The following is a 16,377-nucleotide window of genomic DNA, read 5'->3' on the forward strand; positions in this document are numbered from 1 at the left end:
CGGGAGGTCGGCCCCAAGGAAGGGGCTCGGGCGGATCCGCGCCCAAGGCTGGCCCGGGAGGTCGGCCCGGAGGAAGGGGCTCGGGCCGATCCCCGCCCGAGGCCGGCCCAGGAGGTCGCCCCAGGGGATCTGCCCATCCTCTACTGTTCGCCGCTCCGCCTGCGTCAACCTCCGCTTCCGGGCCTGGCGACCATCAGCACCAGGGTCGCCACGAAGGCGAGGTCAATGGCCACGGCCGCCCGCTCCACCCGGCGGCCCACCCGGTCGAGCTCGGCCTGGCGGGCCGCGGTCCCCGTCCGCGGCGACCCGACGACGAGCTGTTGGATCCGGCGCTCGCCAGGCCACACCACTGCCTGGGCCAGCACGGCGGCAAGCACCCAAAGGAGGAGTGAGACCACCACCCACAGCTGGGCGAAGCGGTCGGCTCCGTGGCTGGTCTCCACGAGCACGACCCCGAGGACGGGCACGAGGTACACGCCGCGCGCCGCCCAGTTCGGGCCCGAACGGAAGTAGCGGCGCACCGCCCCGCTGGGGCGGCGGCGAGCCAGTCCGGCGTACACACCGGTGAGGAAGATGGCCCCGAACCCGACCACGGCGCTCAGCACGTGAAGGACGACCACGGTGGCCCGCGTCACAGCGAGCCGCTCCTGCCCACGCGAGACCGCGCGCCGGCGCTACCGTGAGAGATCGTGATCTGCGCGGGGCGTCCATGAGCCAGCTGCGCCTCGATCCGATGACCGGACGATGGGTGTCGATCAGCGGCGGGCGGTTCGACCGGCCGGCCGCATTCTCGCCCCGCGCCCTGTCGGTCGAGGCCGACACTTCCCGCCCGTGCCCGTTCTGCCCCGGGCACGAGGAGGCCACGCCTCCCGCCCTCGAGACCTATGGCTCGACAGGTACCTGGCTGGTGCGGGTCGTCCCGAACCTCTACCCCGCTTTCGACGGCGACGCGCCGATGGTCGTGAGCCATCTGGGCCCGACCTTCACCCAGGCGCCCGCCAGCGGGATCCACGAGGTGCTCGTGTTCTCGCCCGAGCACGACGCCGCCCTCGCCGACCTCAACGACTCGCAGACGAGCCTGGTGATGGCCGCCATCCGCGACCGGATCGAGGAGCACGCCAACACACCGGGACTCCGCTACAGCCAGGCCATCGTCAACTCCGGCCGCGAGGCGGGAGCGTCGATCGAGCACCCTCACGGCCAGCTGCTCGGGATGTCGTTCGTCCCCCGGGAGCTGGTCGACGAGCTGGCCGGCTTCGCCCGCTTCGCCGGCAACTGCCTGCTGTGCACGGCGCTCAACGCCGAGGAGGAGGCCCGGCACCGGTTGGTGCTGGCCGATGAGCGGGTCGTCGTGTTCTGCCCCTTCTGGAGCGGGGTGCCCTTCGAGATGCTCGTGGTGCCCCGTACCCACGGACCCCACCTGCACCGCAGCTCGCCGCCTGACCTGGCCGCCGCCGGCCAAGCGCTACGCGCCGCCGTCGCCCAGCTGCGGGAACGGCTCGGCGACGTCGCCTACAACGTCGCCTTCCACTCGGCGCCGTACCGGCTGTCCGGCACCTACCACTGGCACATCCACGTGTGGCCAAAGCTCACGACACTGGCCGGCTTCGAGCTGGGCACGGGCGTGTTCATCAACGTCGTCGCCCCCGAGCTGGCGGCCGAGGAGCTGCGCGTCACTGTCCCGGCTCGCTGACCCCGGCCGACAGCCACAGCACACCGAGCGGGGGCAGGTTGAGCTCCGCCGAGTGGTCGAGACCGTGCCAGCTGGTGTTGCCGGCCAGCACGCTCCCACCGTTGCCCACCCCGCTACCGCCGAACTGGGTGGCGTCGGTGTTGACCACCTCCCGCCACTCGCCCGCGAGCGGTAGGCCGACGCGGTAGCCATGGCGGGGGATCGGGGAGAGGTTGGCCACGCACACGACCGCGCTGGCGTTCGCGAGATCGCCGCCCGGTAGACGCACGAACGACAGCACGTTGCTGTCCACGTCGCTGGCATCGATCCAGCGGAACCCCTCGCTGGTGAAGTCCTGCCTCCACAGGGCGGGAAGCTCGGTATATGTCCGGTTCATCGCCCGGACCAGGTCCTGTACGCCGCGGTGACCGGGGTCGTCCACCAGGTACCAGTCGAGGCTGGTGTCGTGGGACCACTCACGCTCCTGGGCCAGCTCTCCCCCCATGAACAGCAGCTGCTTGCCCGGGTGAGCCCACATCCACGCCAGCAGTGACCGGAGATTGGCCAGCTGCTGCCAGCGGTCGCCCGGCATCTTGCCGAGCAGCGAGCCCTTGCCGTGCACCACCTCGTCGTGCGAGAGGGGGAGGACGAAGTTCTCGCTGAACGCGTAGACAAGGCCGAAGGTCAGCTGGTCGTGGTGATACCGGCGGTGTACGGGCTCCTTGGCGAAGTAGTCGAGAGTGTCGTGCATCCAGCCCATGTTCCACTTGAGCCCGAATCCCAGCCCGCCCACGTACGTGGGCCGGGACACACCCGGCCAGGCGGTCGACTCCTCGGCGATCGTCGTCACGCCCTCGTGCGCAGTGTGGACGACCTCGTTCATCTCCTTGAGGAAGGTGACCGCCTCGAGATCCTCGCGTCCCCCGTAGACATTGGGCACCCACTCGCCCTCTGCCCGCGAGTAGTCGAGGTAGAGCATGGAGGCCACGGCGTCCACGCGCAGGCCGTCGATGTGGAACTCCTCGAGCCAGTACAGGGCGTTGGCGATCAGGAAGTTGCGGACCTCGTTGCGGCCGAGGTTGAACACGAGGGTTCCCCAGTCGGGGTGGCTGCCGCGACGAGGGTCCTCGTGCTCGTACACCGCGCTGCCGTCGAAGCGGGCCAGCGCCCAGTCGTCACGGGGGAAGTGGGCCGGTACCCAGTCGACGATCACCCCGATGCCGGCGGCGTGCAGCGCATCGACGAGCGCCTTGAGCCCGTCCGGAGTGCCGTACCGCCCGGTCGGTGCGTAGTACGAGGTGACCTGGTAGCCCCACGACCCTCCGAAGGGGTGCTCGGCCAACGGCATGAGCTCGACGTGGGTGAACCCCATGTCGACCAGGTAGCGCGGAAGCTCCGCGGCCAAGTCGAGGTAGGTCAGCGGCTCCTCGTCGGGCCGGCGTCGCCACGAGCCGGCATGCATCTCGTAGATGGCGAGCGGCCGGTCCAGCCACCCGGATGCCGCCCGGGCCTGCATCCAGTCGCCGTCCGACCAGGCATACGACTGCGGATCAGGGACCACGCTGCCCGTGGCCGGGGGGACCTCGGCCTGCCGCGCCATCGGATCGGCCTTGAGCCGCAGCTGCCGATCGGCGGTGAGGATCTCGTACTTGTAGCGCGACCCAGCCTCGACGCCGGGAACGAACAGCTCCCACACTCCGGACGAGCCCAGCGAGCGCATCGGGTGGACCCGACCGTCCCAGCCGTTGAAGTCGCCCACGACGCGCACCGACCGGGCGGCGGGGGCCCACACGGCAAAGGCCGTTCCCCAGGCTCCCTGATGCTCGCGGCGATGGGCTCCGAGCACGTCCCAGAGCCGGTGATGGCGTCCCTCAGCGAACAGGTGGAGGTCGATCTCGCCCAGGGTCGGCCAGAACCGGTACGGGTCGTCGTAGCGCATCGTCGCGCCACCCGCGAAGTCGGCCTCGAGCACGTAGCCGTCCACGTCGCGGAGATCGGCGAGGAACAGCCCGCCCGGACGGAGCTTGGTCATGTCGACCGTTCGGCCGTCGTGCAGAACCAGCCGAACGGCCGAGGCGTCCGGCCGCAGGGCCAGTATCGTCGAGCCGTGCCGCCCGAGGATGCGGTGGGGATCGGCGTGCTCACCGTTGAGGAGGCGGTCGAGCTCACCTTGCTGGCCCGCCGGTCCGCCCGCTTCTCTGGCCATGGTCATCCCTCTCCTCGCAACCGTGCGAGCGCCTCACGGGGGATGTGCGCCCACGCCGGCCGATAGGCAAGCTCGTAACACAGCTCGTAGGCCGCCTTCTCCAGCTCGAAGGCGGCGAGCACGACCTCGAAGTCGGGCCCGCTCGGCACCATCTCGCTCAGGTGCCCGACCGAACCGTAGCCGTCGAGAAACGCCCGCCGGTTGCGCCGCTCCCACGCCGCCGCCAGCTCACCCACATCCGCCTGTCCGGCGGGGCCGCGCTCCTCGGCGGCCACGGCGGTCGCGTACTGGAGCGACCGCAGCATCCCGGCCACGTCCCTGAGCGGGGAGCGCAGCTGGCGCCGCTCCTCGAGCGGCCGGGCCGGCTCGCCCTCGAAGTCGAGCACGTACCACCCCACCTCGCCCCGCATGACCTGGCCCAGGTGGTAGTCGCCGTGGACCCGGATGGCGACCCCCGGATCACGCACCCCTCGGAGGTCATCGAGGATCGAGCCCACGGCCCGATCGGCCATCCCCTCGGACGCGGGCACGGCGTCCAGCTGCTGCTGGATCGATCGCGCCCAGTCCGCGGGATCGGCCGGGTGCCGACCAAACGCCTCGGCCAGGGCCAGGTGGAGCTTGGCCGTCATCTCCCCGAGGCGACGGGCCTCGTCTCCGAAGTCGCCGCCCGCCGCCTCTGGGGCGATGGGGGGGTCGGACGCGTACAGGTCGCGCAAGGAGGTGAGGGCCAGCGCCCACCCCTCGCTGCCGCCGGCGAGGAACTCCTGGACCAGCGCCAGGTCCCACGGATCCCGGCGCCAGACCGCTACGGGCGCGGCGACGTGGTTGAACCCGACGTCGTCGAGGGCGAGGGTGACCTCGACGTCCGGGTTGGGGCCCGCCTGGAGGCGGCGGAACACTTTCATGATCAGCCGGTCGTCGTAGACCAACGAGGTGTTGGACTGCTCGGCGCCCACGGGCCGTACGCGGGTGGCCTGCTGGTTCCCAGCCGAGACGATTTCGAGCAGCTGGAGGGCGAGCTCGGGGTCGGCAAGCGCGGCATAGGCGAGCGCATGTCCGTCATCGTCCTCGAGCGGCCCGAGGATGGCGTGCTCCTGGCCGCGCAGGATGCCGAGGGCCTCCTGCTCCTCGCGCACCCCCACCAACACGTGGTAGGTCGCGCCGCCGGCCTCGACGACGAGGTCGGTCAGGCGGGGTCGGCCGGGCCTGATCACCTCGGCCTCGACGATCTGGGGCGACCCGACCTCGTGCTCGCTCCGGGCAAACCACCGCTGCCGCTCCAGGAACGGCCCCAGGTACCCGGCCAGCACCTCGATCTCCGTCGCCTCCGGGTTGGTCATGACAGCTCCTGGGGACCGGGATCGACCAGCTCGAGCCAGTAGAACCCGTAGGGACCTAGCGTGACGAAGTAGGGAAGGGCTCCGACCCTCGGAAACGGCACCCGGCCCAGCATCTCCATGGGGATCCTCCCTTCCCAGCGCCCCAGGGCCAGCTCGGCGGGCTGGGCGAAGCGGCTGAGGTTGTGCACGCAGAGGACCGTCTCCGCCCCCGTGCGTTGGACTGTCTCGCCCCGCCCGCCGGGGTCTTCTCGAGGGGTGCGCACGTAGGCCAGCACTGACGGGTTCTCGGCGGGCAGGATCTCGAAGGTGCCGGTGCCGAACAGCGAGTGTTGCTTGCGCACCTCGAGGAGGCGCCGCAGCCAGTGCAGGAACGAGCTCGGGTTGCGCATGCCGGCCTCGATGTTCACGGCCTGGTACCCGTACACCGGGTCCATGAGCGGAGGAAGGTACAGCTGGGCGAAGTCGGCTCGGCTGAAGCCGCCGTTGCGGTCGGGTGTCCACTGCATCGGCGTGCGCACCCCGTCCCGATCCCCCAGGTAGATGTTGTCGCCCATCATCAGCTCGTCCCCGTAATACAGGATGGGGCTGCCGGGCATCGAGAAGAGCATGGCGTGCATGAGCTCGGCCAGCCGCCGGTCGTTGTCGACCAGTGGGGCCAGTCGTCGACCGATGCCGATGTTGCGCTTCATCCGGGGGTCCTTGGCGTACTCCCCGTACATGTAGTCGCGCTCCTCGTCGGTGACCATCTCCAACGTCAGCTCGTCGTGGTTGCGCAGGAAGATCCCCCATTGGCAGCCGTCTGGGATGTCGGGCGTCTGGGCCAGGATCTCGGTCATCGGGAAGCGCTGCTCCCGCCGCACGGACATGAACATCCGGGGCATGACCGGAAAATGGAAGCACATGTGACACTCGTCGCCGTTGCCGAAGTAATCGACCACGTCGGCGGGCCACTGGTTGGCCTCGGCCAGGAGGACCTTGTCGGGATGGCTGGCGTCGATCTCCTTGCGCAGCCGCTTCAGGTACTCGTGCGTAGCGGGGAGGTTCTCGCAGTTGGTGCCCTCCCGCTCGTACAGATAGGGCACGGCGTCGAGCCGGAAGCCGTCCAACCCGATGTCCAGCCAGAACCGGACCACGTCGAGCATGGCGTCGGCCACCTCGGGACAGTCGTAGTTGAGGTCGGGCTGGTGGGAGAAGAACCGGTGCCAGTAGTACTGCTGGCGCTGCGGGTCCAAGGTCCAGTTGGACTTCTCGGCGTCGACGAAGATCACCCGCGCGTCCGGATAGACCTGGTCGTCCTCGCTCCAGACGTACCAGTCGGCCCGGTCGTTGGTGCGGTCCTGGCGGGACTCGACGAACCACGGGTGCTGGTCGCTGGTGTGGTTCATGACCAGATCGGCGATGATCCGCAGACCCCGACGATGCGCTTCCTCGACGAGGTGGACGGCATCACCGAGGTCGCCGTAGTCAGGGTGGACGCTGAAGAAGTCACTGATGTCGTAACCCCCGTCACGCAACGGCGACTGGTAGAAGGGCAGCAGCCAGATGCAGTCGACACCTAGCCAGCTCAGGTAGTCGAGCTTGTCCACGATCCCCGAGAGGTCGCCGGTCCCGTCGTTGTTGGCGTCGTAGAAGCCGCGCGGCACCACCTCGTAGAAGACGGCCCGCTGGTACCAGCGCGGGTCGTCGGCCAGGTGTGACCGTCGCGGGCCGCCCGTGCCTGGGCGGCCGCGCCGGGGCGATGGGCTCACGGGCGCCTCCGCACATGGAGCACGTGAGCCGGCTCCTGGTTCGGGTCGAGTCGCACATAGGGGTTGGGGCCGCTCCAGCCGAAGACCTTCCCGCTCAGCTCGTCCATCACCTCGAACAGCGCGTCCTGGGCCAACCCCAGGGCTCCCATGTCCAGCCCGAGCGTTGCCTCCTGGGTCGTCCAGGGGTCGAGGTTCACCACCATCAGCACGACGTCGCCTCGATCGTCGGCGTGCTTCGAGTAGGCGAGTATTTGTGTGTTGTTGCTGTGGTGGAACGTGAGGTTGCGAAGCCGCCAGAACGCCGGGTGGCGGCGGCGGATCGAGTTGATCAATCCGATCCAGGGCGCCAGCGAGTCTGGTCGCGACCAGTCCCGCTGCTTGATCTCGTACTTCTCCGACTGGCTGTACTCCTCGTTGACGTCGGACGCGGGCTCGTTCTCGAACAGCTCAAAGCCGCTGTACACCCCGTACGACGGAACCAAGGTGGCCGCCAGCACCAGCCGCATCTTGAACGCGGCGGGCGGGCCCCTCCGGAGCGGGCCCGAGAGGATGTCGGGCGTGTTGGGCCAGAAGCTCGGCCGCATGTAGTCGGCTGTGGGCCCGGTCGTGAGCTCCTGGAGGTACTCGGTGAGCTCCCACGCCTCGTTCCGCCACGTGAAGTAGGTGTAGCTCTGGGAGAAGCCGACCTCGGCGAGCTTGGCCATGACCTTGGGTCGGGTGAAGGCCTCGGCGAGGAAGATCACCTCGGGGTGGCTGGCCTTCACCGTGGGGATGAGCCACTCCCACAGCGCCATCGGCTTGGTGTGGGGGTTGTCGACCCGGAAGATCCGGATCCCCACCTCGATCCAGTGCTCGAGGATGCCCCGGCAGGCCTGCCACAGGGCCCAGCGGTCGGCTTCCGACGAGGGCCAGAAGTTGATGGGATAGATGTCCTGGTACTTCTTCGGGGGGTTCTCGGCGTAGGCGATGGACCCGTCGGGTCGGTGGTGGAACCACTCCGGGTGCTCGCTGACCCACGGGTGATCAGGTGAGCACTGGAGCGCGAAATCGAGGGCGATCTCGATCCCGAGCTCTCCCGCGCGTGCCATGAGCTTCTGGAGGTCCGCGACGGTGCCCAGCTCGGGCGCCACCGCGGTGTGACCTCCTTCCGGCCCGCCGATGGCCCAGGGGCTCCCGGGATCGCCGGGACGCGCCTTCAGAGTGTTGTCGGCGCCCTTGCGGCTCGTGGTCCCGATGGGGTGGATCGGAGGCAGGTAGACGACGTCGAAGCCCATCTCGGCCACGGCGTCCAGCCGCTTCACCGCGCCGGCGAGGCCGCCCTCGGACCGGGGGAACAGCTCGTACCAGGCTCCGACCAACGCGCGCTGGCGGTCGACCCAGAGGGGGGCCGTTGGGGAACGCGTCCGGTCCGGCGAGTCGCCGGGCCCGGCCATCAGCCCGGTCACCTGGGCGTCGAAGGCGGGGGCCAGTCTTCGCTCGAGCGGTGTCTTCTCGGCCCGCAGGGCAGCGGCGGCGTCCCGCAGGGCGCCGGCTGGGTCCCGAAGCGTGGTCCGGTCCCCTGGGTCGACCCGCTCGGCCTGCGCTTCCAGGAGGCGGGCCCCCTCCTCGAGCTCCACGGACAGATCGTCACCTGCCTCGCGCTTCACCGATACCCGGTGCCGCCAGGTCGCCAGACGGTCGGTCCAGGCCTCGACCACCAGGTCGTGGAGGCCGACGACGCCAGGCTCGATGACTCCCTCCCAGCGGTCGTTGCCCAGCTCCCGCATCGGAGCGACGGACCAGTCCGATGCGCCGCGGGCCCGTGGCGCCTGCGCGGTCGGTCGCCAGCACACGCGCCCGGCCAGGATGTCGTGGCCGTCTCTGAAGATGTCGGCGGAGACATGGACCGTCTCCCCGACGACCGCCTTGGCCGGGTACTCGCCGCTGGGGGTGCGCGGGCGAATGTCGTCGATGACGATTCGGCCGATCACGTGTTCAGCCTTACCGCCTGGAGGCGGGGAGCCAAACCGCCCGGTGGTCGCCTGGGGAGCATCGGGGCCCGGGTCGCCTCGGGGCTTCGCTAGCCTCCTCCACGATGAGGGCGCTCCGGAGCTTCGCCGTGCGCGTCAGGCTGCCCGAAGCGCTGACGCCGCTCCACCAGCTTGCGACCAACCTGAGATGGTCGTGGGACGAACGCACGAGGGACCTGTTTCGCTGGGTCGATCCACAGCGGTGGGAGCTCGCCGGGCGCGATCCGCTGCGGCTCCTCACCGCCGCCGACCCTGAGCGCCTGGAGACGCTGGCGGCCGACCCCGCCTTCACCGGGTTCCTCGAGGAGGTGTGGGCCGACCTGCACCGCTACCTCGAGGCACCCCTGTGGTTCCAGCGACAGGGGTCGAGCGCCCTGCGCTCTGTGGCCTACTTCTCGCCGGAGTTCGGCATCACCGAGGCGCTCCCCCAGTACTCGGGGGGGCTGGGTGTGCTGGCGGGCGACCACCTCAAGGCGGCAGGCGACCTCGGTGTGCCCCTCGTGGGAGTGGGCCTGTTGTACCGCTACGGGTACTTTCGCCAAGAGCTGGACCCCGACGGCTGGCAACAGGAGCGGTACCCGGCCCTCGATCCCCACGCCATGCCCGTCGAGCTCGTCGAGGGTGTGCTCGTCGATGTCGAGCTGGCCGGTCGGCCCGTCGTGGCCAGGCTGTGGCGGGCCGACGTCGGTCGGGTCCGCCTGTACCTGCTGGACACCGACGTCGATGGCAACGACGCCGCCGGCCGGGCGGTGACCGACCGCCTCTACGGCGGCGACACCGAGCATCGGCTGCGCCAGGAGATCCTGCTCGGGGTCGGGGGCGTCCGGGCCCTTGACGCGGTCGGCGAGCCGACGCAGGTGTTCCACTCCAACGAGGGCCACGCCGGGTTCCTCGGCCTCGAGCGCATCCGGCGACTCGTCGTGGACGAGGGCCTGACGATGGACGAGGCGCTCGAGGCCGTCCGGGCCGGCACCATCTTCACCACCCACACGCCGGTGCCGGCGGGCATCGACCGGTTCCCCCGCGCTCTCATGGAGCGCTACTTCACCGGCTGGGCCGAGGAGTGTGGAGTCGGGTTCGATCGGCTGATGAGCCTGGGCCACCTGCCCGGTGAGCCGGCCGACGCCGCCTTCAACATGGCCGTCATGGGGCTCCGGCTGGCCAGCGAGGCGAACGGAGTCTCCCGGCTCCATGGTGCCGTGAGCCGGGCGATGTTCAGCGGGCTGTGGCCCGACGTCGAGGTCGACGAGGTGCCCATCGGTTCGGTCACCAACGGTGTACACCCGGCCTCGTGGGTGTCGCCGGAGATGAGCGACCTGCTCACCAGGGGCCTCCTCCCCGCCTGGGCCGATGGCGACGACGCCACGTGGGCGCGGATCGACGACGTCAGCGACGACGAGATCTGGCGGGTCCGCGACCAGCTTCGGGAGCGGCTCGTCGGCTTCGTGCGCTCGCGCCTCGGGGCGGAGGTCCTGGACCCTGGGATCCTCACCATCGGCTTCGCCCGCAGATTCGTCCCCTACAAGCGGGCCACTCTGCTCCTCTCCCCGCCCGAGCGACTGACCGCGCTGCTCACCAACGAGGACCGGCCCGTGCAGCTGGTCCTCGCGGGCAAGGCCCACCCGGCCGACGACGCGGGCAAGGAGATGATTCGTCGGATGGTGCAGTTCTCCCGAGAGCCCTCGATCCGCCACCGGGTCGTGTTCGTGGAGGACTACGACATCGCCGTGGCCCTGGCCCTGTGCCAGGGCTGCGACCTCTGGCTCAACATTCCCCGCCGCCCCCAGGAGGCGTGCGGCACGAGCGGGCAGAAGGCCGCCCTCAACGGCGCGCTCAACCTCTCGATCCTGGATGGATGGTGGGACGAGTGGTTCGACGGCGACAATGGCTGGGCCGTGGCTTCGGCCGAGCGCGCCCAGGACGAGGCCCGGCGTGACGCGATCGAGGCGGCAAATCTCTTCGACGTGCTGGAACGCCAGGTCGTACCGCTCTTCTACGACCGGCCCGACGGCTCCGTGCCACCGGGGTGGGTGCGCCGGATCAAGGCGTCTCTGAGCTCCCTCGGGCCCCGACTGGGGGCGCCCCGCATGGTCCGGGACTACACCCGGCTGTTCTACGAGCCCGCCGCCCGCCGGGTCGAGTCGCTCACCGCCGCCAGCTACGAGCGGGCCAGGTCGCTCGCCCTGTGGAAGGCCAAGGTGTCAGCGGCCTGGCCCGGCGTGCACGTGGTCACCGTCGACTCGGAGGCCACCCCGGCCGATCTCGGGGCCAAGCGACGCGTGGACGCCGTGGTCGTGCTGGGCTCGCTCGATGAGGGCGACGTGACCGTGGAGCTGGCCCACGGACCGGTCGGTGCCAACGGCGAGCTCACGGGGGCGGCGGTCGCGCCCATGTCCCCAGTCGGACCCGGCGGCGACGACGGCGCCGCCGTCCGCTACACCGCCACCTTCGTGTGCGAGCAGCCCGGCCGCTACGGCTTCACCGTACGCGTGGTCCCCTCGCACGACGACCTGGCCAGCGCCAACGAGATGGGCCTGGCCGCCTGGGCGTAAGGGGCGAGTACGGTGCCTCGCATGCCCGAGCCGAACGTGTCAGTCGAGCGGCGCGCGGACGGTGTCGCACTGGTCCGCCTCGATCGCCCCAAGATGAACGCCCTCTCCCGGGAGGTCCTCAGCCAGCTCGCCGCCGTCGCGTCCGAGCTGTCGATGGATCCGCCGGGGGCCGTGGTCATCTGGGGAGGCGAGCGCATCTTCGCCGCCGGTGCCGAGATCTCCGAGCTCCGGGGGCCGGCGGAGGCGGCCGAGGTCACCGGATCGTTCCACGCCGCCCTCGACGCCGTGGCCGCCATCCCCCGGGCGACGATCGCCGCCATATGTGGGTTTGCCCTGGGCGGGGGGTGTGAGCTGGCGCTGGCCTGTGACTTCCGCGTCGCCGCGGAGACCGCCAAGCTGGGCCAGCCCGAGATCCTGCTGGGCATCATCCCCGGTGGCGGGGGAACCCAGCGGCTTGCCCGTCAGGTCGGCGCCGCTCGGGCCAAGGACCTGATCCTCACCGGTCGGCAGGTCGGCGCGGCCGAGGCGGAGCGAATCGGCCTGGTCGACCGGGTCGTGCCCGCGGCCGAGGTGCTCGATTCCGCCCTGTCATGGGCTTCCGAGCTCGCCCGTGGCGCGGTGGTGGCCCAGGGGCTGGCCAAGCGGGCCGTCGACGACGGGCTCGCCGGACCGCTGGCCGAGGGCTTGGGGCTGGAGCGCGACCTGTTCGTCGAGTCGTTCGGCACCGAGGACGCCGGCATCGGAGTCCGCTCGTTTCTCGAGCAGGGACCGGGCAAGGCCACCTTCGTCGGCCGCTGAGCGGACATCCTGGCTATCCGACCAGGCCGTCCAGGATCTCGTCGGCCGCCTGGTAGGGGTCGAGGCGGCGCTCGATCATCGCCGACCTCACGGTGTCGAACGACGCGCTCGTCGAGAGGCTGTCCGCCCGCTGCTCCAGTCGCCGGGTCACGATCGTCCGCAGCTCGTCCTCGAGCCGCTGCGCCCGCCGGCGATCCAGCGCGCCCCGCTCCTCCTGGAACGCCCGATGGCGCGCCAGCTCCTCCCAGAGCTCGCTGATCCCCTTGCCGGTCGACGCAGCCGTCTCCACGATCGGCGGTCGCCAGTCGCCGAGCGTGGACAGCTCCAGCATGAGCGCCAGGTCCCGGTGTGTCTCGCGGGCGCCGGGCCGGTCGGCCTTGTTGATGACCAGGACATCGGCGATCTCCAGCAGGCCGGCCTTGTTGGCCTGCACCGCGTCCCCCCAACCGGGGTTCACCACCACCACAGTGGTGTCGGTCGCGCCCGCCACGTCGAGCTCGACCTGTCCGACGCCGACGGTCTCGACCAGCACCATGGGCAACCCGGCGGCGTCGAGCACCCGGATGGCCTCGGGCACGGCCAGGGCGAGACCACCCATGTGGCCGCGGGTCGCCATCGAGCGGATGAAGACCCCGGGGTCCACGGCGTGGTCCTGCATGCGGACCCGATCTCCGAGGATGGCGCCCCCCGAGAACGGCGACGACGGGTCGACCGCCAGCACGCCGACCTGACCGCCCTGGCCCCTGGCCTCGGCGATCAGCCGGTCGGTGAGGGTCGACTTGCCCGATCCCGGGGCTCCGGTGATGCCCACGCTGTAGGCCCGCCCCCCCTTCGGGTAGGTGAGCCTGCCCACGGCCCGGGCCTGCGGGCCGCCCCGCTCGACCAGGGAGATGAGACGGGCGAGCGAGCCGCGGTCTCCCTCGATTGCCGCCGCGACCAGCTGCTCGGCGTCGGCGCGACCCGGCACTCAGCCTGCCCTGGACACGTCGGCGCCCAGGGCCGCGAGCTTGTCGGCGAACCGTTCGTAGCCCCGGTCCACGTGGAAGGCATCGGCCACCACGGTCTCGCCGTCGGCGACCAGCCCGGCCAGCACGAGCGCGGCGCCGGCCCGGATGTCAGGAGCGCGGACGGGGGCTCCTGACAGGCGTTGGACGCCTCGCACGACGGCGTGGTGACCCTCGGTGCGGATGTCGGCGCCCATGCGCCGGAGCTCGTCGACGTAGCGGAACCGGCCCCGGAAGAGGTTCTCGGTCACGATCCCCACGCCGTCGGCGACCGACAGCATCGTCACCAGCAACGGCTTGTAGTCCGTGGCGACCCCGGGATAGGGAAGGGTGGCGACGTCCACCGACCGGCGGGGCCCGGAGGCCGCGACCCAGAGACCGTCCGAGGTCGGCGACACGTAGACGCCCATGGCACCCAGCTTCTGGATGAGCATGTCGAGGTGCTCGGCTCGACCGCCCTCGATGACGACCTCTCCTTTCGCCAGGCCGACGGCGGTGAGGAACGTGGCCGCCTCGACACGGTCGGGTATCACGCGGTGATCGACGGGGTGTAGCTCGTCCACGCCTTCCACCTCGATGCGCGACGTCCCCGCTCCCCCGATCCTCGCGCCCATGCGGTTGAGGAAGGCGGCCAGGTCGGCGACCTCGGGCTCGCGCGCCGCGTTCTCGATGATCGTGGTCCCTTTGGCTCGCGCCGCCGCCATCAGCACGTTGTCGGTGGCCGTGTGGCTGGGGAACTCGAGGACCACCCGGGTGCCAACCAGGCGTCCCGCCCGCCCCTCGACAGAGCCGTGAGCGGCCTCGAACGTGACACCCATGGCCTCGAAGCTGCGCAGGTGGATGTCGATGGGACGGTGCCCGAAGTCGTCGCCTCCCGGCATGGCCACCTTGGCCGTGCCGAAGCGGGCGAGGAGCGGTCCCAGCACGACCACCGACGCCCGCATGCGCTCGACCAGCTCATAGGGCGCCTCGGGAGTGAGGTCGGCCGGCGTGTCGATGGTGAGCTCGTCCTCACCCGTACGTCGCACGCGGACGCCCATGGCCGCCAGCACGTCGCCCATCGTCTCGACGTCCGCGATGCGAGGAACGTTGGAGAGGATGTAACGGCCCTCGGCCAGGAGGCAGGCGGCCATGAGCTTGAGAGCCGAGTTCTTGGCCCCTCCCACGCGCACCGAGCCGGAGAGCGGGCGGCCGGGGCGAACGACGAAGCGATCCACGGGCCCCAAGTATGGTCGGTCCCGCCGCCACCCCTGGACGACCGTCGCCGGCCGTACTCGACGGCGACGCCACAGTCGGTATGGTCGCCGTCATGGCGGGCCGTGTGCATCGGGTCGTCACCCGGGCCACCGTCGATGCCGCCCGGGCCGATGAGGTGCTCGAACCCCGATCGGACATGGTGCTGGAGCGGACGCTCGGGCCCGGGCGCTTCGAAGCGGCCGAAGGGCCGGTGGAGACCTACCGTCGCCAGGTCGTCGTCGAGGCCGCCGGGAGTGGGCGAGCGCGCGTCAGCCAGACGGTCGAATTTCGCCTGGCCGTGCCCTGGGTGGGCTGGCTGTTCCTGCTCCCCTCCCGCCGTCACCTGGGCGCCATCGAGCGCCCGTCGCGCACCCCGTGGTGGTTGCCGCCGGCCCGCCTCGATCCGAGGACGACCCGAACGCTCACGGCACTGGCCGCCTTGGCGCTCGTCGACGGCTACCTCGGCACGGTGCTCACCCAGACGGCCACGTTCGCGGCCCGAGAGTTCGGCGCCAGCGACCGGGCGCTGGGGGTGGCGCTCGCCGTTGTAAGGGCCGACGTCGCCCTGGCGTTCGTCCTGGTGGCCCTGGCCGACCGCCGGGGCCGACGGCGGTTGCTGCTCGGCTGCACCGCCGCCGGCGCCGCCTTGACGATGGTGGGGGCGCTCTCGCCCTCGCTGACCTGGCTCGCCGGCAGCCAGGTCGTGTCCCGCGGCTTCGTCACCGCCGCCGTCATCCTGCTGGCGGTGGTGGCCGCTGAGGAGGTCCCTGCCGGCGCCCGCGCCTATTCGTTCGGCATCCTGGTGCTGACCGCCGCCCTCGGCGCCGGCGTGTGCGCGCTGCTGCTCACCCTGGCGGACATCGGTCCGGGCGCCTGGCGGGCGCTGTACGTGGTCCCCGCCGCCGGGCTCTTGGTGCTGATCCCGATTGCCCGACAGCTCCCGGAGAGCCGGCGCTTCGTCGCCCCCCACGCCATCGCGACGCTGCGCGGCCACGGCTGGCGGCTGTGGCTGCTGGCCGGCTCACGCTTCCTGCTCAACCTGTTCCTTGTGCCCGCGAGCCAGTATCAGAACCAGTTCCTGCGGGCGGAGCGGGGCTTCTCGGGCGCTCGCATCTCGCTGTTCATCATTGGGACCAACACACCCGGCGGCATCGGCGTCGTCGCCGGAGGTCGGCTTGCAGACGTGCGCGGGCGACGGATCGTCGCCGGCGTGGGCCTGGTCGGGGGCGTCGGTGCCACCGTGGCGATGTACTCCATCCGGGGCTGGCCGATGTGGATCGCCGGGGTGGCGGCGGCGGTGATCGGCGCCGCCGTGCTGCCGGCGCTCGGGGTCTACGGCCCCGAGCTGTTCCCCACGTCGCTCCGGGGGCGGGCCAACGGGCTGCTCTACGTGAGCGACCGGCTCGGGGGAGCGAGCGGCCTGCTGACCGTGGGCTTCCTGGCCGGTCCCCTCGGAGCGCTCGGCCGACCGTTGGCCCTGCTGGCGCTGGGCCCGCTGGTGTTGAGTGTGATCGTGCTCACCCTCTTTCCGGAGACGGCGGGCGTGGAGCTGGAGACGCTCAACCCTGAAGACGCCGGGGGCCGATCGTGACAACCCAAGGCGATCGGCGGAGCGCCGAGGAGCCAACTTGCCTGGACTACCATCGTGCCTTCGGCGGGGATCTGCGAGACAAGCCATGCGACGAGCGGCGGTTTGGCCACAATGGGCGAGAACGGGACGGGGCCGCGGGGCAGTGCTTGTAGGAAACGCCCGTCGTGTCATCGCGCTCCGTAATTGGCAGCTGAGAGTGCAGGATGCGAGCCGCTGGCAAG

At 70.9% G+C, this 16,377-nt stretch carries 11 protein-coding genes; 4 read left to right on the top strand and 7 right to left on the bottom strand.

Features of this window, described 5'->3' with window-relative positions:
* Window positions 1–164: 164 nt before the first annotated feature.
* Complete coding sequence (locus VH112_11330; GenBank protein ID HEX4540826.1) at window positions 165–635, bottom strand: DUF2269 family protein; 471 nt, start codon at window positions 633–635, stop codon at window positions 165–167.
* A gap of 74 nt (window positions 636–709) precedes the next feature.
* Here VH112_11330 and VH112_11335 point away from each other — a divergent pair, with 74 nt between their 5' ends.
* Window positions 710–1,693 (top strand): DUF4921 family protein, encoded by a 984-nt coding sequence (locus VH112_11335; GenBank protein HEX4540827.1) that lies wholly within the window; start codon window positions 710–712, stop codon window positions 1,691–1,693.
* Here VH112_11335 and glgB read toward each other — a convergent pair.
* The 4 genes from glgB to VH112_11355 are packed head-to-tail and all read right to left on the bottom strand — an operon-like array spanning window position 1,674 to window position 8,936.
* Window positions 1,674–3,884, bottom strand: a complete 2,211-nt coding sequence (gene glgB / locus VH112_11340) for a 1,4-alpha-glucan branching protein GlgB (protein HEX4540828.1) — start codon at window positions 3,882–3,884, stop codon at window positions 1,674–1,676. The genes VH112_11335 and glgB overlap by 20 nt on opposite strands.
* The gene (locus tag VH112_11345; protein HEX4540829.1) at window positions 3,881–5,218 is read right to left on the bottom strand and encodes a hypothetical protein; all 1,338 of its coding nucleotides are present in this window, start codon (window positions 5,216–5,218) and stop codon (window positions 3,881–3,883) included. Before VH112_11345 ends, glgB begins: the two co-directional genes overlap by 4 nt.
* The gene (gene treS, locus VH112_11350) at window positions 5,215–6,966 is read right to left on the bottom strand and encodes a maltose alpha-D-glucosyltransferase (protein HEX4540830.1); all 1,752 of its coding nucleotides are present in this window, start codon (window positions 6,964–6,966) and stop codon (window positions 5,215–5,217) included. The genes VH112_11345 and treS overlap by 4 nt, the downstream gene beginning before the upstream one ends.
* Window positions 6,963–8,936 (bottom strand): alpha-1,4-glucan--maltose-1-phosphate maltosyltransferase, encoded by a 1,974-nt coding sequence (locus tag VH112_11355; protein HEX4540831.1) that lies wholly within the window; start codon window positions 8,934–8,936, stop codon window positions 6,963–6,965. Before VH112_11355 ends, treS begins: the two co-directional genes overlap by 4 nt.
* A gap of 104 nt (window positions 8,937–9,040) precedes the next feature.
* On the opposite strand from VH112_11355, the gene glgP reads away from it, so the two are divergent.
* On the top strand, window positions 9,041–11,527 hold the full coding sequence (gene glgP, locus VH112_11360; protein HEX4540832.1) for an alpha-glucan family phosphorylase: 2,487 nt from the start codon (window positions 9,041–9,043) through the stop codon (window positions 11,525–11,527).
* Between the two features lie 21 nt (window positions 11,528–11,548).
* Entirely contained in the window at window positions 11,549–12,325 is a 777-nt protein-coding gene (locus tag VH112_11365; GenBank protein ID HEX4540833.1) for an enoyl-CoA hydratase-related protein, read from the top strand.
* A gap of 13 nt (window positions 12,326–12,338) precedes the next feature.
* Here the strand turns inward: VH112_11365 and meaB are convergent, their stop codons facing one another.
* Together meaB and murA are read right to left on the bottom strand one after the other, a co-directional pair.
* Complete coding sequence (gene meaB, locus VH112_11370; protein HEX4540834.1) at window positions 12,339–13,292, bottom strand: methylmalonyl Co-A mutase-associated GTPase MeaB; 954 nt, start codon at window positions 13,290–13,292, stop codon at window positions 12,339–12,341.
* Window positions 13,293–14,546 carry a UDP-N-acetylglucosamine 1-carboxyvinyltransferase gene (murA, locus tag VH112_11375; protein HEX4540835.1) on the bottom strand — a complete coding sequence of 418 codons (1,254 nt, stop codon included), beginning with the start codon at window positions 14,544–14,546 and terminating at the stop codon, window positions 13,293–13,295.
* A gap of 92 nt (window positions 14,547–14,638) precedes the next feature.
* Here murA and VH112_11380 point away from each other — a divergent pair, with 92 nt between their 5' ends.
* Entirely contained in the window at window positions 14,639–16,156 is a 1,518-nt protein-coding gene (locus VH112_11380; protein HEX4540836.1) for an MFS transporter, read from the top strand.
* Window positions 16,157–16,377: the final 221 nt, after the last annotated feature.

This window comes from Acidimicrobiales bacterium (assembly GCA_036270875.1).
Taxonomy (GTDB): Bacteria; Actinomycetota; Acidimicrobiia; order Acidimicrobiales; family AC-9; genus AC-9.

Excerpts from the sequence above, each read along its gene's own strand:
- VH112_11345 (HEX4540829.1), bottom strand. The coding sequence starts at position 5,218 with ATGACCAACCCGGAGGCGACGGAGATCGAGGTGCTGGCCGGGTACCTG.
- VH112_11380 (HEX4540836.1), top strand. The coding sequence starts at position 14,639 with ATGGCGGGCCGTGTGCATCGGGTCGTCACCCGGGCCACCGTCGATGCC.
- glgP (HEX4540832.1), top strand. The coding sequence starts at position 9,041 with ATGAGGGCGCTCCGGAGCTTCGCCGTGCGCGTCAGGCTGCCCGAAGCG.
- glgB (HEX4540828.1), bottom strand. The coding sequence starts at position 3,884 with ATGACCATGGCCAGAGAAGCGGGCGGACCGGCGGGCCAGCAAGGTGAG.
- VH112_11335 (HEX4540827.1), top strand. The coding sequence starts at position 710 with ATGAGCCAGCTGCGCCTCGATCCGATGACCGGACGATGGGTGTCGATC.
- VH112_11365 (HEX4540833.1), top strand. The coding sequence starts at position 11,549 with ATGCCCGAGCCGAACGTGTCAGTCGAGCGGCGCGCGGACGGTGTCGCA.